Raw genomic sequence first — 22,965 nt, 5'->3', positions numbered from 1 at the left:
TCACTGCCATGGTGATTTCTCCAATTGATTTTCCGATGTAGCGGTTTCCGACGTCTCGGAAAACCAAGTAGTTCTCTCAAAGTTACTTTTATTAACGGCGCATGCCCTGTTTTCTTTAGAAAAATTTTTAGATTTTTTTGAAAATAATTCGTTTGGAGGGGTAATCGTGACGAAGCGGATAAAAAAGCAAAAAAACTTTCATTTTTCGCTAAAGCTTCTTTTCGAATTGTCGATACAGGCTGATTTTGCGTTAAATTCGTGTGGTGCGAACCATTAACCAAGCAGCGTCAAAGCAAGGTTTGGCGCTTGTTTTGCTTGTGCCAGAATAGAAGTACTGACCTGTTGTAAGATCTGCTGCTTCACCATTTGCGTGGTTTCTTTGGCGTAGTCGGTATCTTGAATACGGCTGTTCGAAGCCGCTAGGTTTTCGTGGATGTTATCCAGATTATTGATCGCATGATTAAAGCGGTTTTGATAAGCACCTAGCTCGGCACGATGGCTATCAACGTACTTCATCGCTGTATCTAGGACGGCCACGGCTTGTTGCGCACCACCGACAGACGTAATGTCGATGTTATCAACCGCATCGTAACCTTTTAGCTGCAACCCAAGTTCACTGGCTAAATCACCTGAAAACGATAAAGCTCCTGAAGTTTCTTCTCCAGCCATAAATAGCTGTAACTGACCTTCTTCATTCACAGATGCCGTGACTTTGTCAGTTTGACCATTGATATAAGTCGCAAGCTCTTCGATATCGTCGCCAGCTTTGGCATTAATTTGAATGGTTTCCGTTTCACCAAAACGATTAGTAAACGACATGCTAAGATCATTCGCGCCACCTTTTACTTGCCAATCAGAGCTTGCGCGTCCGTTTGCAATGTAGCTAAAGCCGCCCATATCAATGCCATCACTGCGCATCGACTTTAACTCAACTTGCACTGCTTCACCTGACGCTGCGCCAATTTGAAATGCCGACTTACCAAAGCTGCCATTCAGCAGTTTACGACCACCAAAAGAAGTAGTTTCCGCAATGCGGTTTAACTCATCGTTGAGTGCAGAGACTTCTTCTTGCAGTGCAGTGCGTTCCGCTTTGCTGTTTGAACCATTGGCTGATTGAAGCGACAAATCACGCATGCGCTGCATGATATTGGTCACCTCATTCATCGCGCCTTCCGCAGTTTGCATGATGGAAATGCCGTCATTCGCGTTACGCACAGCGACATCTAAACCACGCATTTGCGATTGCAGACGGTTGGAGATTTGCAGACCCGCAGCGTCATCCTTCGCGCTGTTAATACGCTTCCCTGAAGACAAACGCTCCATGGATTGGTTCAGCATGTCGGTTACACTGGTCAAATGACGCTGTGCGACAAGTGCTGCCACATTGGTATTCACGGTGATCGCCACAAATATTGGTCCTGAAATTAAGGCTTTGGATACTTATCGACCAAATTAAAGAAACGTTTAGTGTTTTTTTAAGAAAAGTGATGCGGTTGCGCATTTCCCGACGAGACAGCGAATAGCAAAAAGCCTAGTGATGGTGCACTAGGCTTTGTGGTTATTCGCAGTGGTGACTCAGACTACTTTCGAACTTCAACACTTGAGTTGGCGGTAAGCGTGACAATTACATAACTCACCTTCTGTCCGTTCACGTATTTGTGCTTGGCAGAAACAGACTGTTCGTCAACGATAAGTGTCGGGTAATCGCCATAGAACCAAGCTTCCCACTCTAAGTTTTCCTCAGAGGTATTGGTAAGTGTCGATCGTTCTAAGCCATCATGACGCAAAGTTAGCTCGTGCTCTCCCATCGGAAGTTGCTCAACCTGAAGCCAGTCAATATCGGTTGTTAGATGTGATGCGGTTACGACTCGATGGTTTGCCGCATCAGGCTTGATGCCCATCAACCCCTCAATGGTATTCGAAATAAAGGTAAAAGAGATTTCAGGATAGTCACCGTTAGTACCTTGAGTTGGACGCTCATGGGGCTCATCTTTGATATCCATGATGTACTGCATCCACTTCCATGCTTCCGCATTGCGATTGTAAGGGAAGTAGGTTTCTGGGATATAAGTGTAAGCCTCAATGTTGTATGGCGCTTCCGGCGTACTGCCTATCCCATCGCCAAGGTTTTTAGCAATGAAGTCTAAGTAGCGGTCGTTACGCTCTCCAGGTTCAGTGATCAGCTTCATTGGCATGAACCAACTGTTTTCTTTACCGAAGTCATTCATACGGAAACCATCACGCTGAACGATGTTAACGTAGTTATCCAACGGTTTATTTGGATCCGCAATACTCCATTCTTCATTAAAGAAGTCTTTAAGTTGCTGTGCTTTCTCTTGCCAAAGCGCCGCCTCGCTGTACTCTTCTCGAGCCCCAAGCATTGCAGCATACGCTACCGTCGCTTGGTATTGAGAGCCGATGCCATCACCGGCTTCGATTGGGAATTCGCCACGCTCATTGTAAGTTGCGGAGCCTTCAAAAATACCACCATAACCTTCGGCAATACCGTTAGGGTCTTGATCGTCGTGAAGCGCGATATAGTCCGTTAGCACCTTGGTGTAAAAACGCCATAAATCTGGGTCTTCGATGTAACGCTTGTCTCCTGTCCATTGATATTGCTTCCATGCTTTTTCTACAAACTCAAATTGCGCAGGCACTTCACGAACAAACCAACTGTCATCTTTGTAGTCAATGGTATGTGGCGTGCCATCAAAGTTAACTGCCCACAAGGTATACCATTTTCTCGATTCCGTAGAATGCTTAGCGAAGGTCTTAAACATCGAAAAGTTTTCGGCATCTAAACCTGCAATTTTGGCTCCACTGACTTGATGTAAGAAGTCGCGAGAGTAGAAAGCCGTTCGGTCAAAATAGCCAGCCCAATAAGATGGGATGTAATCAGCCGTGCCATCACCATCATTATTGTTCTCATCACGGTTAACCAGATCATGCTGCCCCGTCATAACGAAGCGACGTGTTTTATCAATTGCCCATTCAAACGAATCTTGAAGTTTCTGATTGGACGACGTGACGACAACCTGCTTCTCTTTTTCAATCGCCGTTAATGTCCATTTTTTTTCTTTGCCATTTGCATCGGTTACTACCGCTTGCACTGGTTGAGTAAAGTCCACGACTTCACCCACATCCAAATTTGGTCGGCTTTGTTCAGAAACCAAAAGTGTACTCACCGTTATGGCACTTAAATCGGTGCCATAAGGGACTTGGAACTCGACGGTTCGCTGAGTTTTATCAATGCCCGTCACACCGACCTGTTGCGCGGCTTTAAATTGGATGATTTGATTAAAACTAACAGGCTGCCTCTTGTTCACTCTTACTAAAGACACACTGTCGACGCTCACCCCTCCGACATCAGATCCAGTAAACCAGACTTTAATTTGCTCGCCTTTCTCTAGTGGAATAGCAGGCAGAGTATTTGGCTTATATAGTTCCCCTTCTTTATTTTCGTCTTTGGTTTTTTCAATCGTCTGGCTGACGAGAACCTCATCGGTCAGATTACTCAAGCCAAGAATAGCGTCATCACTTGGGCTGCTTATGTAGGCGGATAAATCATAAAAGCCCGTCTCAGGAATAGTGACTATTTGGCTCACATGATGGTTGGTTCCGGTGGCAATCCTCGCCATCGACTCACCAACATAAGCGTCTTCATACTTCACATTGGCAAACCAGTAGCTCCATCCTAAACCGTCATTTTCAAAGGTAGAATTTGAGACAAGGTTATCGCCTTTCGAAGAATCATCATCAGACGAGCTATTACAACCGGACAAAGCAAGGGCGACAAGAATCGCTGAAGCAAGTATTTTCAGTTTCATTTTTTTCTCGTAGGGATAGCGTGGTTATTGGATAACGTTTATTCGGGATGCTGCCGGCGACATGAAATGAAGACACCGGCATGTTAATTTTTAATAGCTATAAGGTGCGTTAAACCGCTTGAATGGATTCTGGAGAGACTTTCGTTTTCTCATCAGAATCATTGGCTACGATATGGTCGTATTTCTCGGTCAGATGATCCTGAATTTTTTGGTGGTAAGCACCGTTGAGTTTGTAGAAGCGGAAGTACACGACCAGTGCGATGGCAAAGAAGAACGCAGGCAGACCGACCATGATGCATTGCATACCGAAGACCGTATCAGGGCTTTGTTCCATATTCGGTACATAATCCACTGCGGTCAGTGCGATACCAATGAAGAAAGCCGCAAAAGCTGAGCCTGCTTTAACCACCAGCGTTTGTACTGAGTAAGCAATACTTTCGCAGCGAGATCCCAGTTTGTACTCACCGTAGTCCACTGTATCCGCCACCATAATGACGTTGAGTACCCAAAATAGCGCCGTACCGATTTGCAATAACACGCCCGCTGTAGAAATCAGCAGAATGCTTTGTTTGTCGTACATGCCTACATAGATAAGTACCGCACTGCCTAGGATCGGGAAGCTCGATGCGCACGCCCATAAAACTCGACGTGAGAACATTTGCGCCAATTTAGGGAACAACACCAGTGTAATTAGGTTCGCAATACCAGCATAAGCCATGTAGTAAGGGAAAAGTTCTTCGTTTCCGACTACATAGGTGAAGTAGTAAACCGCAAAGGCTGTGATGATGTTGGTAGCGAGGTTGTATGACAGTGCCATACAAAGCACGCTGGTCAGTTGGTCATTTTTGTAGATAAGAGAAAGGAGCTTCTTCAGCGAGACTTTTTCTTCAGGCTTCGTCACGTCAAGGTTGCTGGTTGAGTAACGCTCTTTCACATTACGTAACGTGACGTAAGTGGATACGAGGAAACAACCGACAAGCAAAATGGCAAACACTTGGAAACCAAACCCTTTGTCGTCGCCACCAACATAATTCACAAACGGCATAGCAATAGCGGCGGTAACAATCCATGCAAGGCTGGCAAAAAATCGTGGATAAGGAACCAACTCTTCACGTTCACGTTTATCCAATGTTAATGTCGGAACCAGTGACCAAAAAGGAATGTCCATCAAGGTGTAAGTCATGCCCCATAAGATGTAAGTAACCGCGGCGTAAGCGATCAGCCATGGCCCTTCTATGTGATGCGCACTAAACAGCATGATTAACACAACTGAGTTGGTGAGCGTGCCGACTAAGATCCAAGGTTTAAACTTACCCCAACGAGAGCGGGTGTTATTCACGATCCAGCCCATAATCGGATCGTTCACAGCATCCCAAATACGCGCGATTAAGAAGATGGTCCCCACCGCAGCAGCCGAGAGGCCAACAACGTCGGTGTAATAGAACATCAGATACATGTAAACGATGGTGATAGCGAAGTCTTTACCAAATGCGCCAAAGCCGTAGCTCAGCTTGGTATTCATAGAGATACTCATTTGTTACTCCTTACGCCCCCTCATCGAGAAGGCGCAGTATATTCACGTTATTGTCGTTTTTATTGATATTGGTTTTGTGAGTCTGGATTTACTGATGCACCCACGCTGGCAACCAACCTTCGTGTGCTTCTATCAAGTCATCAACAAGGGCATAAATCTCTTCGAGTCCAAGCACTGCTGCAGTGTGAGGATCAAGCATGGCGGCATGGTAAATGCGGTCACGGTTTTCCGTGAGGATGGCTTCTGTCAGCAGCGTTTGAACATTAATGTTGGTCTGCATTAATGCCGCTAAGTGATTTGGTAAGCGTCCTGCTTTGATAGGTTGAATGCCGTTTGCGTCCACCAAACAAGCCACTTCCACACAACAACCTTGTGGTAAGTTGTCAATTAACGCTTCGTTCTTCACGTTGCCGTAGATAACACTCGGCGTGCCTGTCCAAATCGAGTTCATGATGGTACTCGCGTATTCATGTGACTCTTTGACGGTGATTTGATCCGCGTTTTTGAAGTCTTCGAGGTCTTTTTTCCAGTCTGCAATTTGTTCTACACAACGTTTAGGATATTCATCAAGTGGCACTTTATAACGTTCAATCAAATCTGGGCGATTTGGCTTAATGAAATATGGCGTGTATTCAGAAAAATGTTCTGAAGATTCCGTTACGAAGTAGCCCAACTTCTTAAACATCTCGTAGCGGACTAGGTTGGTGCAACGACCATTGTGGTGCAAACCCGGCTTCGGCGCTTTGCCCGATTCAAATACCTTAAGCAGTTCAGGATAAATGTCGACATACTCCCCCTGCTCGTTTTTCTTTTCGAGCGTCAGGTAGTAAGCCATGTGGTTAATGCCTGCACAGGTGTAACGAAGGTCTGAGTATTGGATATCAAGGTCGCGAGCCAGCTCTTCCGCCGTCCCTTGCACGGAATGGCACAAACCCACTTGTTTGATATGAGGGTATTTCTCGTACATCGCCCAAGTGTTCATTGCCATTGGGTTAACGTAGTTAAGCATGGTAGCGTTTGGACAGATCGCCGTCATGTCCTCGCATACGCTCCAAAGGTGCGGAATGGTGCGAAGTGAGCGCATGATGCCGCCTGGGCCTAATGTATCCGCAATAGTTTGCTCTAAACCATGACGCTTACAGACTTCAAAATCCGTCACGGTACATGGTTCATAACCGCCAATTTGGAACGCAATAACCACGAAGTCTGCGCCTTGCAATGCCTCTTTCTGGTTTAAGTGGCAAGTGATCGTGCCCGTAGCACCGGATGACTCCATTAACTTGCTTACAACGAGATGTGACTCTTCTAAACGGAGTTCATCGATATCCATCAAGGCAATTTGCGCCCCTTTGAACGCTGGCTTGTGGAGCACATCGCCAAGAATGTTTTTCACAAAAATCGTCGAACCCGCACCGATGAATGTGATTTTAGGGCTTTTCATAGTTGAATCCTTTTTGCTTTCATACTTTTGTTTCGATGCAACTAAGTTACACCTCACGCAAGGCCGAATTCGTCTCAGATAAATTAATCACTATCCCGTTTTCTAATATTTAAAATCAGAAAATCCTAAATCTTAGGAAATGGGATATTTTTGTTTAAATCGCGGATAAAAGGGATAACAACGAGTGATGAGCCAAGTTGGCACAACGATTTATGTCACATAATAAAAATCTTATAAAACGGAGTAGTCGGTGTTTTTGAGGCTGTTCTGAGTTTTGTTCCAGAAGATTTGCTACAACGAAGTTATGCAGTTTCCTAAGAGGTAGGTGATGTCTAAGTTAGAGCCCGATGCGCTGAAAGTCGTGATTCAGGATAAATATTCCTCCGACAATGTCTCGGTAAGTCCTTTGTCGTTGTATTCATCTTATGAAAAAATCGATATTGAACTTAGGCCGCCCCACTCTATGCCGGGTTATCACTGGCATGGGCAAGTCGAGGTAAACATTCCTTTTGGAGATGACGTTGAGTACATCATTAATGGCAGCGCTGTGATTGTGAAAGCTGGTTCAATCGGTCTGTTTTGGGCTTCTGTCCCGCATCGACTAACGAACCCGGGGCATAGCCATAACATGGGAATCATCAATATCCCTATTCATCACTTTATGTCGTGGACGTTAAATCGGGACTTAGTTAATCAAATCACCCATGGTTGCGTATTGCAGTCGAGTTCAAACTCACTAGTCAGTGAATTTGAGCTAGCTCGTTGGGCCGAGGAAATGACCCATCCTTCAGAGAGTCGCCAGCAATTGGCAATAGATGAAATAGGACTCATGTTAAAAAGGATGAGCCTAGATGGCTGGGAACAACTGATCGTTAATCGACAAGAGAAATCGACGAAAAAAGGCGTATCTAAACATTCGCAGTTTTACGTCAGTCAAATGCTGGAATACATTGCCACCCATCATAACCAGCCGATCACGATAAAAGATATTGCAGAACACATTGGATTGCACACCAATTATGCGATGAACGTGTTCCAACGAACCATGCAGATGACCATCAAGCAATACATCACGGCCATGCGAATTAATCACGCCAGAGCGCTGTTGAGTGATACCGAACGAACTATCCTGGATATTTCGTTAACGGTCGGTTTTAATTCAAGCAGCCGATTTTATGAGACATTTCAGAATTATATTGGTGTGACGCCAACGCAATATCGCAAGAAGTCACGCGAAGATCATCGCTGGAGCAGTCACAGTACCAGCCCACTTTACGAACTAGAGAAAGGCGCCATTGATGGCAAAAGACCACTGATAGTCAGTTAGTCTTATCAGGCAAGAATGAGGGGAAACAAAAAAGGCAGATCACTCTGCCTTTTTAATCATTGGAGGGTCAGCGAAGAATTACTTAATCGCTAATTCCGCTAGCATTTCTTGTGAAGGAGCGAAGAAATACGCACCTGTTACTGCTTTGGTAAAACGAAGCAGTTGATCAGTTTTACCATCGGTCACACCATACATGCTCTCTAGCATTACTTTGATGTTGTGGATGTTGTTGCAGTAAGAGATGAACAACAAGCCGTGTGCGCCAGTTACCGTGCCGTATGGCAAGCTGTGTCGAACAATCTTGAGGCCTTTGCCTTCTTCTTTAATGTCTACGCGACCAACGTGAGAAGCGGCAGGCACATCTTCTAATTCAATAGAATCCGGTTTAGTACGACCAATCACTTTCTCTTGCGCCGATACGTTCAGGCGGTTCCATGCTGGTAGGTTGTGCTCAAAACGTTGCACCATCACGTAACTACCACCAGCGAAAGCGCCGTCTTTGATCAACGCAACGTCCGCACGTGCATCGCCTTTCGGGTTTTCAGTGCCGTCGACGAAATCTGTCATGTCACGAGCATCTAGGTAACGGTAACCGTATGTCTCATCAACCACTGTCACGTCTTCTGCGGTGTCTACTAAGAACTTACGTAGAACGTAGAAGTGCAAATCATGACGCGTTGAGTGGCAGTGGATCAGAACATCTACGTCCGACGCAGGCGCTACGATGTCGCCTTCACCCAATTGAGGGAAGTCAATCAACTCTTCTGGCATTTGCATGTTTAGGTGCTGCCAAAAAGATTTGGTGAATGCGATAGAAAGGGTTAGATCTGCACCTGGTTGGCTCGCATTGAGCTCTTTTACTAGCTCAGGAAGCGCTTTCAGTTTCGCCAACACGTTTTCACGGTTTTGGTTCACTTTCAACTGAGTGTAAAGTGCAAATGGACCTGCTTCAGGCACAATCGCCGTTTGAGCTTGTGACATTGAGATTTCCTCTATACATTGCCCCTTGCGGGAGCTTTGTTTTAATTTTTTGCTGGCTGTTCTTCTTTGTGCTCAACCTGTGGCACGTGGAAACAGTCTTTTACCCATCTTCCATTAAAAAGATAGATCATAAACCAAGTTAACAAGGTAATTGTAAGCGCGTTCGCCCAATTGAAAACACCATGTTCGAGATAGACATGATACATGGTCTGCGCCAGTTGAATACCGCACAAGATCAAAGTCATCGCACGACCATGCTGAGTAATTTGATTCACCCAACCTCTGTCAGGATGACGCAAGCCCATCAGCCACATCAATAGCAGGCTTGGAATACCCATCGATAGCCCGAGGTATAACGTATTAGAGTCAGGGTAAACAATCGATAGTATCTTGCTACCGCTGTCTCTACTCACTCCTGCCATGGCAAACACCACCCAAGAGCGCGCTAGGAACATCCATCCTAGCCATAACATAATTGGCGCTTTCAAAAATCCATGAGCGTCGTACTGATCGAATGAGTAACGCACAATATCGTCTTCTTAGTTTCATAAAAATGCCACTTTAACCGATCGCTTCAGAGTTGCAACACCGCAAACATGAGAACTAAAGTTCATTTCGTCATCTTACGCAGGTAAACTAAGGTTAGATTTACAGCGACGTCGAAAAAATATGAAAAAGAAAAACACAACAGCACCCGTTCCTTCCCAAGAAACCCAAACTGAAGCGATGAAAATTGCGAAAGCTACACAGAAGCCAGGCCAAACCAAAGAGCAAACCAGATTGGTCGCTCAAGGCATCGAAAAAGGCATTGCTCAGTACAAGAAGCAACAGAAAGAACGCAATCGACAAGCCGATAAAGCGAAGAAAAAACAGCAAAGAGAAAAGCAGCGCCAACATGAAGATACTGCTGAGCAAGAAATGGGAATGGTTCAAGAACCAGCAACCAAACCAACCATCTTGCCGTGGGCGTTACTTGTTCTTAGTTGGATTGGTTTTGCCGCCTATATCGTAATGGGGAGATAACATGTTTCGTTATGTGATGACAGGAAGCATCGCACTGGCTTTGATGGGATGCTCAACGCCTTCGACTTTGTCTTCTATACCAAGTGACAGTGTTCAAATTCGCATTGATAGCCAATTTAACCCACAACATTGTGAATACCTAGGTGAGGTAACAGGCAGTGAGGGGCACTGGTATAGTTACTTGTTCTACACTAATGACGCAATGATGCAGGGCGCAATGCATGACCTAAAAAACAAGGCATCTGCCATAGGCGCGGACACGGTGTTTATGATCTCCCCTCAAGACTTTGTCACTTCATTTAGCGTGCTAGGTGTTGCCTACCGCTGCCAGTAGGTCTATTTCGAATGTAAAAAAAGCCAGCTATTGCTGGCTTATGCACGAAATCCAAGACTGCTAGCGATATCTCCTTCCCGCTCAAGAACCCATTGAACATCAAAAGGCCCCCAATCTGAAAGTTGGTAATAGCCGTCATTATGACGTCGGCCATCTTGAACGAAGATAAGCTCGATGCCGATCCCCGGTAATGCCTTGAGTACATCTTGAATAGTACGACGAGGCCACCCCGTTCTTTCGATCAATTTTGGTACATTTGGCCTTTCTAGGTTTTCCACCAACAAGGCCAAATATAGCCGCCTTGCAAAAACAGGACTCAATTCCATTGACACCTCCTAAAATTGTGCTGATTCATTATTTCTTTTTTGCCCAGAGAGATGTTGCGTTTGATCAATAACTCGACTTTTCCGTGCTATTTAGCCGAGTTTTTTATCAATCTGGATGCCATTTGGTGGTGGATTGAGCTACTAACTCAAACGAAACAGAGCAAAGTTACGCGAAATATTGTCTGCATCATTTTGTCAGTTTGGTTGCTTCTTGATAGGATGCTTAAACAGCCAAAAACAACGCTACATCGGTCATTCATAACGCAAACCGATGAGTAAAAAACAAAAAGAAAAGGAATTAATATGACGATCACCATGTTCGGCATCCCAAACTGCGACACAATTAAAAAAGCCAAAAAGTGGCTAGAAGCAGAAAACGTAGCATTTGATTTCCACGATTACCGTAAACAAGGTATCGACGCTGCAATGGTTACTGAATTTTGTAACGCCTTGGGATGGGAACAAGTCCTCAACAAACGCGGCACGACTTTCCGCCAACTGACTCAAGAACAGAAAGATTCACTAAACGCAGAGAACGCGATTGCTCTATTGGTGGAAAACCCAGCAATGATTAAGCGTCCAATCTTGAAAGTGCAAGATCAACTTCATATCGGTTTCAAAGCAGACCAATACGCGACCATTTTTAACTCTTAATGTAAGGAATACTCAAGGATGACAGACAGTCCAGTACTGGCACTCGCTAAAGACCTGATCAGCCGCCAGTCCGTAACGCCTGAAGATGCAGGCTGTCAGGATGTAATGATCGAACGCCTAAAAGCACTAGGTTTTGAAATCGAAGTGATGGTGTTTGAAGACACCACAAACTTCTGGGCTCGACGTGGTACAGAAGCGCCACTGTTTGCTTTTGCCGGTCACACCGATGTGGTGCCTGCGGGCAAGCTAGAGCAATGGGACACCCACCCATTTGAACCAACCATTATCGATGGTTACATACATGGTCGCGGCGCGGCAGATATGAAAGGCTCATTGGCTTGCATGGTGGTAGCGGTAGAACGTTTTATCGCAGAAAACCCAAACCATAAAGGCTCTATTGGCTTTTTGATCACTTCTGACGAAGAAGGCCCATTCATTAACGGCACCGTTCGCGTGGTTGAAACCCTAATGGCACGCGGTGAGAACATCGATATGTGTATCGTAGGCGAACCTTCAAGTACAGAAGTCGTTGGCGATGTGGTGAAAAATGGTCGTCGTGGATCGATCACTGGTGACCTAACGGTAAACGGGACACAAGGTCATGTCGCTTACCCTCACCTTGCAAACAACCCAGTTCACCAGTCTCTAATGGCTATCCATGAACTTGCCACCACAGAGTGGGACCAAGGTAACGACTACTTCCCTCCGACTAGCTTCCAGATCCCGAATGTTTCAGCAGGTACTGGCGCGTCTAACGTCATCCCTGGCGAGTTCAACGTTCAATTCAACCTGCGCTTTAGCACTGAGCTCAGCAATGAAGTGATCGTTCAACGCATCACTGAGACGCTGGATAAATACGAGCTAGACTACGATCTAAAATGGACGTTCAACGGCGACCCGTTCTTAACAGATACTGGTGCGCTACTGGATGCCGTAGTTGCAGCAGTGGATGAAGTTAACAACACAAAACCAGCCTTGCTAACAACTGGCGGCACATCGGATGGCCGCTTTATCGCCCGCATGGGTGGTCAAGTAGTAGAACTTGGCCCAGTAAACGCAACGATTCATAAAGTGAACGAGTGCGTGAAAGTTGACGACTTAGAGAAGCTGACTGACATGTACGAAAATACATTGAAGCACCTGTTAGCAAAATAAGCCGCATAAGAACGCACAACAACGTATTTAACGAGAACACCATGACACCAGAGCAACTTACCGGAATCACCGATTCGCATCTGCAATCTACCTTAGTCGGGCAAAAGGCTTTTATGCTTCATCCTGAAGTGGCTGACGATTTGCTTAAGATGATTGAAGCGGCAACCGAAGCCGGCTTTAAGATGGAAATTGCCAGCGGCTTTCGTGATTTTCATCGCCAAAAAGCCATTTGGAACGGTAAGTTTTCTGGTGAATTGCCAATTCTTGACTCGAATTCCCAGCCTCTTAGCAAAGCAGAGTTAGGTGACGAAGAAAAGCTCATGGCGATTCTGCGTTGGTCAGCTCTGCCCGGTGGCAGTCGTCATCACTGGGGCTGTGACTTTGACGTTTATGCTCGCAACTTATTGCCACAAGACACCATGCTTCAATTAGAGCCTTGGGAATACCTTGATGGTCACCAGCGTGCATTCTATCAATGGTTAGCCGCTAACCTTGGCTCATTTGGCTTTTTCTTTCCTTATCAACAAGACTTAGGTGGTGTCGCTATCGAACCTTGGCACATTAGCCATAAAGCAGTAGGACAACAGTGCCTCGCGCACCTAACGCCTGCGCTGCTAAAAACTCAGCTGACGCAGCAAAATCAGCTCGATAGCATTGCAGGGATTGAAGTCATACTGAATAATTTGGATAACGTCGTAGAACGATTCATTCAAAATATCACGCCGCCGGAGGCTCTATGATAGAACTGCTAACCAACCCTTGGGTCATTATCATCATAGTGCTCAGCATCGTTGTCGGTAATATTGCTGCGCTTAAGTACACTGCTAAGATGAAGTTTGGTCAGATGGATAAAGGTCGTAAGAACGATTTAGACAAACTGAATGAGCTAGACAAAGAACGCTACGACGATAAAGGCCAAAAGAAGAAAGACGAACCTCGTTAATTTAAGAGTGCTCTTTCACTCAAAATCGTAGACTGAACATTAGACCAAGGCATCGTATTCAGAAGATCAAAAAAGGGACCACTGAGGTCCCTTTCGTTTATCTGTCTTGAAGACAATTGTAGCTAGTCTTTCACAACCGCGGCTAATACCGGCGCTAGTGATTTCAAGAATTCTTCTTCTACTGGCTTACCAGAAGAGTCCGTAATGTTGATTGAAGTACGGTTGCCTAAATCACCCAATAGGAAAGTGTACTTACCTGGGGCTAGGTCAACTGGCTTCACGCCGATGTCATTCCAGAATTCATCATCTGGAGATGCGTACTTCGCGGTCACCGTACCTTGAGATTGGCTGCGTTCTTCAATCTTGAAGCCCATCTTCGGTAGCGTATCTGGGAGACGATTCCAAACCACATTGTACTGAGCACGAGCGATGATCACTGGCAGGCCACTGCGATCTTTACCCATTGTGATAGGGATGTGCTTCACAAGCTCTTGCGCCTTACGCTGTGCTTCTTCACGAACGTGTTGATCATAACGCGCCGTTACCAAGTTAGTCATGAACACGTTGTAACGCTCACGGTTAGTACGTGTCACTTCTTTGACTTGGTTGCCTTCGCGCCAGTCAATCAAGCTAACCTTAAAGCCATGACGACCATTCATCTCACCACGAGTGATTTCATATCGGCTACCGATTTCCATTTCTTCGTCTGGTGAGTTCCAAGTGACCCAACCGGTTTCAATGCGGTTGTCAGTTTGGCTTTCTACAGGAATCTTGTTCTCAGAAACCATCTCTTGAACCGTTCGCCAAACTTTATCCAATTCATCCTTGCGAAGCAGCCATAGTGTCACTTCACCGTCGCTGCTACGGTCAAGACGAGCGCCAGGAATCAGTTCCAGTACTTGTTGAGGTGGGCGAATATCCACGTTTTTACCAATACCACCGCTGTAGTTTCCTTGAGGAATGCGGTAGTTAGGGTAAAACTGAGGAACAGCACCTGCGGGTACACTCCACTCTTCCAGAGATGGGGTGTTCAAATACTCGAAGTCGTCTTTTGCTTGACGACGTTGGTTGGCACCACCTGAACAGGCAGTCAATACGAATACAGCTAGTGAGCTTAACACTAACTGGCTTGAAAGCTTCATTTATACTCCTAAAACACTGAGGGCGTACTTGCCCCCAGCATGAACTTCAATCCTAGTCACTCAATCTTAATAAATGCGGGCGTCTGTTAACGCTTGTTTCACAACTGGCTGAGATTTTTCAGAAAGCTCGACAAGAGGAAGACGTAAACCACCTTCTTCAATCAAACCAAGCTTATGTGCTGCCCATTTTACTGGGATTGGGCTTGATTCAACGAACAGATTTTTGTGCAGTGTCATCAAACGTTGGTTGATAACTTCTGCTTCTTCGTACTTATCTTCACTTGCCAAATGGAACATGTCAGCCATGTCTTTAGCCGCAATATTATTCGTTACCGAGATAACGCCGTGACCGCCAAGTTTAACAAATTCTAGGCCAGTCGCATCATCACCACTTAGTAAGATAAAATCTTCGCCACAAAGTTCACGGTGAAGTGCAATTCGGCTTAAATCACCGGTTGCGTCTTTTAATGCCACGATATTATCAAGCTTTGACAAACGTGCCACTGTCTCAGGCAATAAATCTACTGCAGTACGACCTGGTACATTGTACAAAATTAGAGGTACATCACTCGCTTCAGCAATAGCTTTGTAATGTTGGAACAAACCTTCTTGTGTTGGTTTGTTGTAGTAAGGCGTCACACTCAGGTAACCAGAGATACCAGAATCCGCTAATAATTTGCTAAACGTAACTGCTTCGTGAGTTGCATTTGCGCCCGTACCAGCAATCACTGGGATACGACCGTCCGCAAACTCAACGATTTTATTAACGACCTTTACATGCTCTTCAATGGTCAGAGTCGCAGACTCACCTGTCGTGCCTACTGCCACAATACCGTCAGTACCTGCTTCTACATGGTACTCAACAAGCTTTTGCAGACCATCAAAGTCTACTTCACCATCTGGCTTAAATGGTGTAATCAGCGCTACGATACTTCCTGAAAACATGTTTATCTCCCTCAATTTACTCTTTCTGCATGGTACTGTAATGCGATTGACAAACACAAGAGCGTAAACTCGCTTACAAAGTACAAATGAATGAATAATTACCAGTTGTTAGAGGTCTCGCAACTAAATTGTGAATTTTGTTCTCAATTCCAGCCATTCTGATAATCGTATTGTCTTGTGGCAAGCCATTACCCAACTCAGCTTGCCATCTTAAATTAGCCGCGGAATATACTCTTTCACCTTTAAGCTCAAGTCAGCACTGAGTGAATTAATAGAGTTCTCAACAACCAAAGTGTTCACATAATCAACAAAGCGTTTCCATGAGTTTAAAAAAAGAACTGACTCGACATTTCTCTGTTGTATCTGTGCTAACATCTCTCTATTGAAAGAAAGGACAAGAAGCTCATTTATGAAGCAACATCTGGTACTTACAGCGGTTGGAACGGATCGTCCGGGCATATGTAACCAAGTGGTTAGGCTCGTCACTCTTGCTGGCTGTAACATTGTCGATAGCCGTATCGCTATCTTTGGTAATGAATTTACCCTCATTATGCTACTTACTGGGAATGCCAGTAATGTCACCCGTGTTGAAACACAATTGCCACTGCTTGGGCAAGAACATGACCTTATTACCATCATGAAGCGAACGTCGGCGCACGAGTTGCTCGACAACAGCTACACCATGGAAGTGTTTATTGAATCTGAGGACCGCATCGGTCTTACGGAAAAATTCACTCAGTTCTTCGCTGATAAACAGATTGGCCTACATTCTCTTAGTGCGCAAACCATCAGTAAATCAAAAATTCAGCTCGATGCGGATCAATTCCACATCGCAATCACTGCATCAGTGAGTGCAGACTGTAACCTGATGCAACTGCAAGAAGAATTCGATGAACTTTGTCATACGCTCAACGTACAAGGTTCTCTGAATTTCATTAAAAACACACTATAAGTAAAGGAAATAATAATGAATACGCTGACAGCAGGCTCGCCAGCGCCAGCCTTCTCTTTGCTCGACCAAGATGGCAACACCGTTTCTTTAGGTGATTTTAAAGGTAAAAAAGTTCTGTTTTACTTCTACCCTAAGGCGATGACGCCGGGTTGTACGACCCAGGCAAAAGGTCTGCGTGATGTAAAAGCAGCGCTAGATGAACACAACGTTGTCGTTTTAGGCGTAAGTATCGATCCAGTAAAACGCCTTGGTAAATTCATCGAGCGTGATGAGCTAAACTTCACGCTACTTTCAGACGAAGATCATGCAGTTGCAGGCCAATTCGGCGTTTGGGGCGAGAAGAAGTTCATGGGTAAAGTGTACGATGGCCTTCACCGCATCAGCTTCCTAATCAACGAAGAAGGCGTGATTGAGCACGTGTTCAACAAGTTCAAAACCAAAGACCACCACGAAGTCGTTCTAGACTACCTTAACAGCAAGTAATTGTTAAAATACCGACAGAGCCAGCACCTTTTTAGCTGGCTCTTACCCTAAATCGCTTAGCTAGCCCCCTGAACTACTCTCCTCTTGCGACTCTTCAATAAGCCGTGACTACAGGTACTTTCTCTGCAATATTTTAAAAGATAATGGTTGCTGACTCATTTATATCCCAAAATGAGTAATTTTCGTCTCTTATTGAGCGATACTGTTCAAGGTAAAGCAGCGTTCGATCAAGCTTTAAAGCCCTCCGAATGCCATTGTTTGCTTACTCAAAAGATGGCATATTACGGTGGACTTTAGTTTGACTAACCCAAAAAGATACTACAGATAAGCTAGGTTTCTTGTTTAAGCCTTTTCTAGTGACAAACATCTTTAAGATCATGATTATTTCTCAGGCTATGTCCCCCCTCTCTCTTGTTTCAACTATATGTCTATTATGGATTAATCCTTAAATGGAAAAAAAAATAAATCTCAAAAAAGCAGATGAATATGAGTACAGAGTAGCAGCTCTACACGCAATTAAAGCTCTTGATAAATACTTGGAAGGAGAGCCGCACTGTCAACGCATCGGAAGTGAACAAGGCGATATCCCAGAGTGGGATGACATCGTTCTATATGGTGAACAAACAAGTTGTACACATTATCAAGTAAAACGGCAAACACAAGACTTTTGCAAAAGAAAGCTCACTCGTGGAACCTTCACCAATCAGAAAAATGACAACAAGCCCACCTTGCAAGAGCAAAGTGTACTCGACAAAGCGTTCGAAAGCCTAGGGAACTATTTTTCTGATCCCGCAAAGAAGCCTTTTGATAAAACGTTTACGCTTATTATCCCTAATGCTGGTGTACTAGTTAAAAAAGATCTCTATATTTCTCAAATTCGTGAGGTGCTCACAAGCTGCCATAAAGCCGGTTCAACTCTAGAATCCTTTGAGAAAGAAAAGGGTTCTGCCGAAAAACTACGAGAATGGTTAAAGTCTTGGTGCAATTTCAAAAATAATGAAACGATTTATAACTGTCTATCCAGATTAACAATTGAAATCGAAGACTGTAATGAAGAGCTAGATAGAAAGTGTACGGATATACTATCTAGATGGTACAACGATGAAGGTACCGTTTTTGAAAAAATCCGATGCTTTCTTGTAAAAAATGCATCATCTACTCAGACAATTACCCCTAGAATGCTCGCTAATCATGTCGATAGTTTTTTCAAACCTCAAGCAGACACTTGGGCATACTATGAAAAAAGCAATATGCGAAAGTGGGCTATCGCGGGAACACTATCCGGGCACTTAGAGCAAGTTGAACCAGCCAAAATAGTTGTTGATAAGCTATGGGGTCCTTTAAAGGGACGCTACGAATTACAGCTATCTGAGTATAATACTGGAGAGTCTTGCAACTTAAGTTTGTCACTAGCAAGACTAGCAATTCACGCAAAAAACTCTGTTTCAATAGCACACAACAACCCTGCTGGTTGGACTGCATACATAACTAGTAAACTCCTCAAAACCTTTGGCACATCAGATTGCGATGTAGATAAACAACTAGCTATAGAAAAAAGAAAGAAGTCACAAGTTACTGATCACCGAGAGCTATCATCATCTTCAAAAATAAAAGAAGAATCAAAAGAGCTATCTAATAGTATGGACCAAAAAACTTGGGAGTTAGTCCAACAGAAGGTCAACAGTTTAATAGTAAATATGGAACCTGGTGATGTACAAGATGCCGTGGAGGAAATGTGGAATGCCTGGGAAATTGATCTGCAGTCGAATACAGGCCTTCAAAGCAATGTTCTAAGCGGCATGCTATATGCCACATCTGAAGGAGACATAACTCTCGGCACTCTCAGAGCTGGGCCTGTTACCGTAAGCTTGATAGGTGAGGCCTTGCATTTTTTACTTTTAATAGCAGTCGGGTTAGAAGATAAACCAATTGAGATAACTGCCTTTGAAGAAAAGTATTCGGTGAAGACAATAGCATTAGCTTTTTGGTCTGGCCCAGCGACCAAAGTAACAACGCCTCGGCAGTTTTTTCTGCGTGAAACACAAGAAGAACGAGCACAGCTATTAGGCCAAGAAACATCCAAGCTATTGCTCTTACCCCAAACATCAGCGCCAAAGTCTTATATTGAGAGAGCATCTCTCGCTTATTGCAAAGGTGCAGGTGAAAACATTGCTGTAAGCCGTACACCTAATACTGTAATTACAAGAACTCACGATCTTCAAGACATTATAGAGTCGAATGACATAGAGAGCTTAAGGAATTTTATCCAACAAGAGATTAACTTCCGAGATGAACAACGCGAAAAACAAATCAAAGATTTAACCCAGAGAGTTTAATAATGCACGTTGATACCTGGTTAGACGAGATCAAAGAGACATTACCTACCCATTACAAATATGTTCAGCTCGACAGGGAAAAGAAAGTAATTACAGACATCTTACCCGAAGCTATAGCAGGCAGAGTTTTATTTCTTCAGCGCCCACCTTCTGAAGACAAAGGACCTAAAGGTATTAGAACCATCCTTATTTCTTGCGTCGATACACTTGAGCAATCGGCTGAGGTACTTCTTTGGGCTGCAAATATACGAGATAGACTCCCGGAACCCCTTCCAACGGATCTCTACTTGTTTCTCGATATCAAAGAGGCGGAAGAAGAAGACTGTAATAGGCTGGAAGCAAACGAATTATACTGCAGGAAATACCTCAAAAGACAAGGAGAGTCAGCACAAGAATTTATCTCTAGGACATTCTTAGCCCTTCCCATTAACAGTGGAACAATAAATGACCTATCTGATCCTATATCCGTCTCTTTGTCCAAGACATCAGGCATGTATAAATGGCTAGCAGAAGAGCATCAAAAACTATGGCGGGATATTCTACTTTCAGACGAACCCGCTGAAGACTTAATAGAAAAGCTAATGTATATAGACGATGAGAATGAGTAATGGCAACTTTAAAGAGTATAAAAATAAGCAATATTAGGAGATTCGGCAAAGACGTTTCTATTCCAATCTCACCACAAGCCTCTATTATTCTTGCCCCTAATGGAACGGGTAAAACATCGCTATTTGAAGCTATAGAGCTTGCAATTACCGGAAGAGTCGAGAGGCTAGAGAACGAATTAATTGCTCTAATCAAAGATACTCACAACTTTGCAGATGTTTGTTTAGACTTTGGCGACTTTCAACAAGCAGCATCGCTCACTAGTGCAGGGAGGGTAGAATGGACGCCTGAACCTAAAATATTTGGGCAAGCAAAAGAGGAAGATGTTAGCTATCTACTGAGACTTACACACCTTTTAGATCAACGTGATAAGCACTGGTTTATTCAAGAAGAAGCTAAGACGGCCGGAGCCCTCTTATCCAAGCTTCCTATTGGTCAAGAAGCGCAAAGAGTCGATAGTTTGAAGACAAAATTGACTCGTTCAGCAAAAAAATTAATTGAAGCCAAAGAACAAGATATAGAAAACTTAAAAACCAAGAGAGACCATTGGAACGAGCTATTATCGAAAAGGCTTCAAACTAAAAAGCGCTTTGGTTCGAAAGTACTTCCTTTTGAGAAAATTTCTCAAAAACTACAACAGTTCGCTGAAAAGGTAGAGGGACTTGACAATATCGAGAGAGTCTCGACTGAACATCACATATGCAAAAGTAATTTCGACTCGAAACTAAAGAGTGTTCAGTCAGATATCGTAAATCTATCACAAGCAACTGGTTTACTTGAACAATTCAAAACTAACAAGACCTCATTAGAGAAGTTACGTACTGATAAAAAAGAGCTGTTGATCACCAAAGAGCAATTTCAAAACGAACGTGACGCTCAAGTATTAAACATTTCGAAAGCACAAGAAGTAATTCGCGAGCTAGATGATACAATTGAAAAACATAGAAAAGAATTAAAAAAGCTGGAAAAGGCCATTGAGCTTTCAGATACGCTAATCCATAAAAAAGACAAGCTAGTTGATGTAGTAAAGCAGTTTAACAAATCAAAAGCACTTAAAGAAAAATCTAAATCTAATCTAGATATTTTAGAAAAAGATACTCTAAAGCATTCGAGTTGGGAAGCTAAGCAATCTGACTGGGTTAGAAAAGAAGGAGTACTGAGCAAGGCAGAAAAAGACTTAACTCAGTGGACATTTTATAACAACGAGTTAAATACTCTCTACAAAAGTATGTTATTGCTAAACCAAAAAATCGAAAGCTATAACGAACAAGAAGCTGAAAACAACGCTAAATTATCAAACGCAAAACAAAAAATTTCTGAGAATAACCTTCATATCGAATCATTAAAGAAGACCAGTGATCAAGTTAGAGCAGCCGTTTCAGCAATCGCCGCTAATATATCTGGCAAACAAGGGAAGTGCCCTGTTTGTGGTGAAAACCACGGTGTTGATGAGTTAAAAAGAAGATTGGAAGCTCAACTAATTGATGCAGATCCAGAGTTAAATCGATTGTATTCCCACGATGTAGAACTGAAGAACGAACTTAACAAAATTGAAATGGCAACAGCAGAGTTTCAGAAAGAGTTCTCATCTGTCTTTGCTGAAGCAAATTCAAATCAAGAAAACATATCTTCGCTTGAGCAAAAGGTAAGACAAGTAAGATCAAACCCTACTTTCAACTTCAAAGAAATTGAAGAAGCCTCTGCAATTGTAAAAGCTATGAAGCGAGAGCAATTAGAACTAAAGTCACACTTAGATAACGAACTCCAGTTGCTTCCTAAAAACCCAGGTTCAGAACAGTTATTGCAGGAAAGAGTTCATCTGGAACAAGTTATAGATTCATTTAATCAAAACCAAAATGCCCTAGTTGAATTACAAAAAAATATAGAATCATTACAACAGGAACAATCAGCCCTAAACGCAACTATTTCTCCTTATGAAGACAAGGAGACTTTGACGCAAAAAATCCTAAAGTTCGTGGAGAAGGCAGAAAAAGAAAAGCAAACAGAAAAAGCATGCAAAAAGCAAATTCACTATATAGATGATAATGTAAGTGCGCTTGAATCCCGTATATCTAGATTAACATCCGAGATGCGTCAGGTTGAGGAAAGCGTAACTACTTTTCTGAACAAATGGCGACTGCTTGGTTTTGACGAAGAACCTAGCCAAAAATCAATGAGTTTAAAGCTCGAAAGCTTAGAGAAAGAAAGAGTAAATATTGAAGAATCCCTTCAAAAGCTAGATGAACTTAGGAAGGAAATTGCTGCTTTTCAGAGTTCTAAAGCACTACAAGAGATTCAAAAAGATATTGATGACGTACGAAAAGGGATTTCTGAAGAAGCATATAGCACTGATTTAAACAAAAAAATAGAGCAAACGTCGGACTTGATCGAGAAGTTGAAGCTCAAGAAATCTACCCTAGACTACTTTTACAACGCCTTGAATGATGAAATCAATAACATCCAAAGCAAAGTTGAAAGTATCGAACCGTTGTGGAGATCACTGCTCAACCGTGTTGTTCGAGAACAACGTTTTTCTAAGACTGGTTTAGAATTTACAAAGAAATACAACAAAGCTCATGCAATGGTAAGCGTTCCAATATCTAGAGCCTCAGTAAGTGCTTCAAAAGTAGCTAGTGAAGCTCAAAAAACTGATCTTCAGCTTACATTCTTGCTATCTATGGCACTGGCATCACCTTGGTCACCATGGAAGGCTCTGCTATTGGACGATCCTACACAGCATCATGACTTAGTCCATGCATCAGCGATTTTTGATTTGCTTCGAGATTATATCTCTGAGTATGGATTCCAACTAATAGTGACTACACATGATCCGGTACAAGCAAACTTCTTGCGCCGTAAACTTGAGAGTGATGGTATAGAAGTGAAAATAATTGAGCTCGTGCCTTCTAGTGGTGGCGTAAAAGCTATTTGCGATGACGCACACATCTAAGCGTAA

21 protein-coding genes are annotated in these 22,965 nt (G+C 43.5%); 12 read left to right on the top strand and 9 right to left on the bottom strand.

What is annotated here, in order from left to right; all coding sequences use genetic code 11:
- Window positions 1-273: 273 nt before the first annotated feature.
- The 4 genes from VJL_RS15740 to VJL_RS15725 all read right to left on the bottom strand — a co-directional run bounded on the left by VJL_RS15740 (window position 274) and on the right by VJL_RS15725 (window position 6,802).
- Complete coding sequence (locus VJL_RS15740) at window positions 274-1,407, bottom strand: flagellin (RefSeq protein ID WP_038879223.1); 1,134 nt, start codon at window positions 1,405-1,407, stop codon at window positions 274-276.
- 173 nt (window positions 1,408-1,580) lie between these two features.
- On the bottom strand, window positions 1,581-3,827 hold the full coding sequence (locus VJL_RS15735; protein WP_038879219.1) for an SGBP N-terminal domain-containing protein: 2,247 nt from the start codon (window positions 3,825-3,827) through the stop codon (window positions 1,581-1,583).
- Window positions 3,828-3,936: 109 nt separating this feature from the next.
- Complete coding sequence (gene melB, locus VJL_RS15730) at window positions 3,937-5,361, bottom strand: melibiose:sodium transporter MelB (protein WP_038879216.1); 1,425 nt, start codon at window positions 5,359-5,361, stop codon at window positions 3,937-3,939.
- Between the two features lie 88 nt (window positions 5,362-5,449).
- The gene (locus tag VJL_RS15725; protein WP_038879213.1) at window positions 5,450-6,802 is read right to left on the bottom strand and encodes an alpha-glucosidase/alpha-galactosidase; all 1,353 of its coding nucleotides are present in this window, start codon (window positions 6,800-6,802) and stop codon (window positions 5,450-5,452) included.
- A 328-nt stretch (window positions 6,803-7,130) separates the two neighbouring features.
- Here VJL_RS15725 and melR point away from each other — a divergent pair, with 328 nt between their 5' ends.
- Window positions 7,131-8,129, top strand: coding sequence for a transcriptional regulator MelR (gene melR, locus VJL_RS15720; RefSeq protein ID WP_038879211.1), 999 nt, complete (start codon window positions 7,131-7,133; stop codon window positions 8,127-8,129).
- A 78-nt stretch (window positions 8,130-8,207) separates the two neighbouring features.
- Here the strand turns inward: melR and VJL_RS15715 are convergent, their stop codons facing one another.
- A complete protein-coding gene (locus VJL_RS15715) occupies window positions 8,208-9,110 on the bottom strand; it encodes a Dyp-type peroxidase (protein ID WP_038864787.1) in 903 nt (300 codons plus the stop codon).
- Window positions 9,111-9,151: 41 nt separating this feature from the next.
- Entirely contained in the window at window positions 9,152-9,637 is a 486-nt protein-coding gene (locus tag VJL_RS15710; protein WP_038879208.1) for a DUF2919 domain-containing protein, read from the bottom strand.
- Between the two features lie 142 nt (window positions 9,638-9,779).
- Between VJL_RS15710 and VJL_RS15705 the strand changes: the two genes are divergently transcribed.
- The gene (locus VJL_RS15705; RefSeq protein ID WP_038879205.1) at window positions 9,780-10,133 is read left to right on the top strand and encodes a DUF2956 domain-containing protein; all 354 of its coding nucleotides are present in this window, start codon (window positions 9,780-9,782) and stop codon (window positions 10,131-10,133) included.
- A 1-nt stretch (window position 10,134) separates the two neighbouring features.
- Window positions 10,135-10,467, top strand: coding sequence for a DUF4156 domain-containing protein (locus VJL_RS15700; protein WP_038864781.1), 333 nt, complete (start codon window positions 10,135-10,137; stop codon window positions 10,465-10,467).
- 38 nt (window positions 10,468-10,505) lie between these two features.
- Here the strand turns inward: VJL_RS15700 and VJL_RS15695 are convergent, their stop codons facing one another.
- Window positions 10,506-10,793, bottom strand: a complete 288-nt coding sequence (locus tag VJL_RS15695) for a winged helix-turn-helix domain-containing protein (protein WP_038864778.1) — start codon at window positions 10,791-10,793, stop codon at window positions 10,506-10,508.
- A gap of 303 nt (window positions 10,794-11,096) precedes the next feature.
- Here VJL_RS15695 and VJL_RS15690 point away from each other — a divergent pair, with 303 nt between their 5' ends.
- From VJL_RS15690 to VJL_RS15675, 4 genes are read left to right on the top strand one after another with little or no spacing between them, the layout of a single operon-like run.
- On the top strand, window positions 11,097-11,447 hold the full coding sequence (locus tag VJL_RS15690; RefSeq protein WP_038879202.1) for an ArsC family reductase: 351 nt from the start codon (window positions 11,097-11,099) through the stop codon (window positions 11,445-11,447).
- A gap of 18 nt (window positions 11,448-11,465) precedes the next feature.
- Window positions 11,466-12,602 (top strand): succinyl-diaminopimelate desuccinylase, encoded by a 1,137-nt coding sequence (gene dapE, locus VJL_RS15685; RefSeq protein ID WP_038879200.1) that lies wholly within the window; start codon window positions 11,466-11,468, stop codon window positions 12,600-12,602.
- 41 nt (window positions 12,603-12,643) lie between these two features.
- The gene (locus VJL_RS15680) at window positions 12,644-13,342 is read left to right on the top strand and encodes a M15 family metallopeptidase (protein ID WP_038864773.1); all 699 of its coding nucleotides are present in this window, start codon (window positions 12,644-12,646) and stop codon (window positions 13,340-13,342) included.
- Window positions 13,339-13,545 (top strand): DUF2897 family protein, encoded by a 207-nt coding sequence (locus tag VJL_RS15675; RefSeq protein ID WP_038864771.1) that lies wholly within the window; start codon window positions 13,339-13,341, stop codon window positions 13,543-13,545. The genes VJL_RS15680 and VJL_RS15675 overlap by 4 nt, the downstream gene beginning before the upstream one ends.
- A 122-nt stretch (window positions 13,546-13,667) precedes the next feature.
- On the opposite strand, the gene bamC is transcribed toward VJL_RS15675, so the two are convergent.
- Both bamC and dapA read right to left on the bottom strand, forming a co-directional pair.
- Complete coding sequence (gene bamC / locus VJL_RS15670) at window positions 13,668-14,687, bottom strand: outer membrane protein assembly factor BamC (RefSeq protein ID WP_038879198.1); 1,020 nt, start codon at window positions 14,685-14,687, stop codon at window positions 13,668-13,670.
- A 66-nt stretch (window positions 14,688-14,753) separates the two neighbouring features.
- Complete coding sequence (dapA, locus tag VJL_RS15665; RefSeq protein ID WP_038879197.1) at window positions 14,754-15,632, bottom strand: 4-hydroxy-tetrahydrodipicolinate synthase; 879 nt, start codon at window positions 15,630-15,632, stop codon at window positions 14,754-14,756.
- 409 nt (window positions 15,633-16,041) lie between these two features.
- On the opposite strand from dapA, the gene VJL_RS15660 reads away from it, so the two are divergent.
- The 5 genes from VJL_RS15660 to VJL_RS15640 all read left to right on the top strand — a co-directional run bounded on the left by VJL_RS15660 (window position 16,042) and on the right by VJL_RS15640 (window position 22,959).
- The gene (locus VJL_RS15660) at window positions 16,042-16,584 is read left to right on the top strand and encodes a glycine cleavage system transcriptional repressor (RefSeq protein ID WP_038864765.1); all 543 of its coding nucleotides are present in this window, start codon (window positions 16,042-16,044) and stop codon (window positions 16,582-16,584) included.
- 15 nt (window positions 16,585-16,599) lie between these two features.
- Window positions 16,600-17,067, top strand: coding sequence for a thioredoxin-dependent thiol peroxidase (gene bcp / locus VJL_RS15655; RefSeq protein WP_038879195.1), 468 nt, complete (start codon window positions 16,600-16,602; stop codon window positions 17,065-17,067).
- A gap of 449 nt (window positions 17,068-17,516) precedes the next feature.
- A complete protein-coding gene (locus VJL_RS15650; protein WP_038879192.1) occupies window positions 17,517-19,403 on the top strand; it encodes an ABC-three component system protein in 1,887 nt (628 codons plus the stop codon).
- 2 nt (window positions 19,404-19,405) lie between these two features.
- Window positions 19,406-20,011 (top strand): hypothetical protein, encoded by a 606-nt coding sequence (locus tag VJL_RS15645; protein ID WP_038879190.1) that lies wholly within the window; start codon window positions 19,406-19,408, stop codon window positions 20,009-20,011.
- Window positions 20,011-22,959 (top strand): AAA family ATPase, encoded by a 2,949-nt coding sequence (locus tag VJL_RS15640; protein ID WP_038879187.1) that lies wholly within the window; start codon window positions 20,011-20,013, stop codon window positions 22,957-22,959. Before VJL_RS15645 ends, VJL_RS15640 begins: the two co-directional genes overlap by 1 nt.
- Window positions 22,960-22,965: the final 6 nt, after the last annotated feature.

Origin of the sequence: Vibrio jasicida CAIM 1864 = LMG 25398, assembly GCF_000400365.1 — a bacterium.
Lineage (GTDB): Bacteria > Pseudomonadota > Gammaproteobacteria > Enterobacterales > Vibrionaceae > Vibrio > Vibrio jasicida.
Note: the sequence above shows the minus strand (reverse complement) of the source record. Positions and strands in the feature narration are given on the sequence as shown.

Bases quoted from the DNA above. Each gene is read 5' to 3' on its own strand.
- VJL_RS15735 (WP_038879219.1), bottom strand. From the start codon at position 3,827: ATGAAACTGAAAATACTTGCTTCAGCGATTCTTGTCGCCCTTGCTTTG.
- melB (WP_038879216.1), bottom strand. From the start codon at position 5,361: ATGAGTATCTCTATGAATACCAAGCTGAGCTACGGCTTTGGCGCATTT.
- VJL_RS15725 (WP_038879213.1), bottom strand. From the start codon at position 6,802: ATGAAAAGCCCTAAAATCACATTCATCGGTGCGGGTTCGACGATTTTT.
- melR (WP_038879211.1), top strand. From the start codon at position 7,131: ATGTCTAAGTTAGAGCCCGATGCGCTGAAAGTCGTGATTCAGGATAAA.
- VJL_RS15715 (WP_038864787.1), bottom strand. From the start codon at position 9,110: ATGTCACAAGCTCAAACGGCGATTGTGCCTGAAGCAGGTCCATTTGCA.
- VJL_RS15705 (WP_038879205.1), top strand. From the start codon at position 9,780: ATGAAAAAGAAAAACACAACAGCACCCGTTCCTTCCCAAGAAACCCAA.
- VJL_RS15700 (WP_038864781.1), top strand. From the start codon at position 10,135: ATGTTTCGTTATGTGATGACAGGAAGCATCGCACTGGCTTTGATGGGA.
- VJL_RS15695 (WP_038864778.1), bottom strand. From the start codon at position 10,793: ATGGAATTGAGTCCTGTTTTTGCAAGGCGGCTATATTTGGCCTTGTTG.
- VJL_RS15690 (WP_038879202.1), top strand. From the start codon at position 11,097: ATGACGATCACCATGTTCGGCATCCCAAACTGCGACACAATTAAAAAA.
- dapE (WP_038879200.1), top strand. From the start codon at position 11,466: ATGACAGACAGTCCAGTACTGGCACTCGCTAAAGACCTGATCAGCCGC.
- VJL_RS15680 (WP_038864773.1), top strand. From the start codon at position 12,644: ATGACACCAGAGCAACTTACCGGAATCACCGATTCGCATCTGCAATCT.
- VJL_RS15675 (WP_038864771.1), top strand. From the start codon at position 13,339: ATGATAGAACTGCTAACCAACCCTTGGGTCATTATCATCATAGTGCTC.
- bamC (WP_038879198.1), bottom strand. From the start codon at position 14,687: ATGAAGCTTTCAAGCCAGTTAGTGTTAAGCTCACTAGCTGTATTCGTA.
- dapA (WP_038879197.1), bottom strand. From the start codon at position 15,632: ATGTTTTCAGGAAGTATCGTAGCGCTGATTACACCATTTAAGCCAGAT.
- VJL_RS15660 (WP_038864765.1), top strand. From the start codon at position 16,042: ATGAAGCAACATCTGGTACTTACAGCGGTTGGAACGGATCGTCCGGGC.
- bcp (WP_038879195.1), top strand. From the start codon at position 16,600: ATGAATACGCTGACAGCAGGCTCGCCAGCGCCAGCCTTCTCTTTGCTC.
- VJL_RS15650 (WP_038879192.1), top strand. From the start codon at position 17,517: ATGGAAAAAAAAATAAATCTCAAAAAAGCAGATGAATATGAGTACAGA.
- VJL_RS15645 (WP_038879190.1), top strand. From the start codon at position 19,406: ATGCACGTTGATACCTGGTTAGACGAGATCAAAGAGACATTACCTACC.
- VJL_RS15640 (WP_038879187.1), top strand. From the start codon at position 20,011: ATGGCAACTTTAAAGAGTATAAAAATAAGCAATATTAGGAGATTCGGC.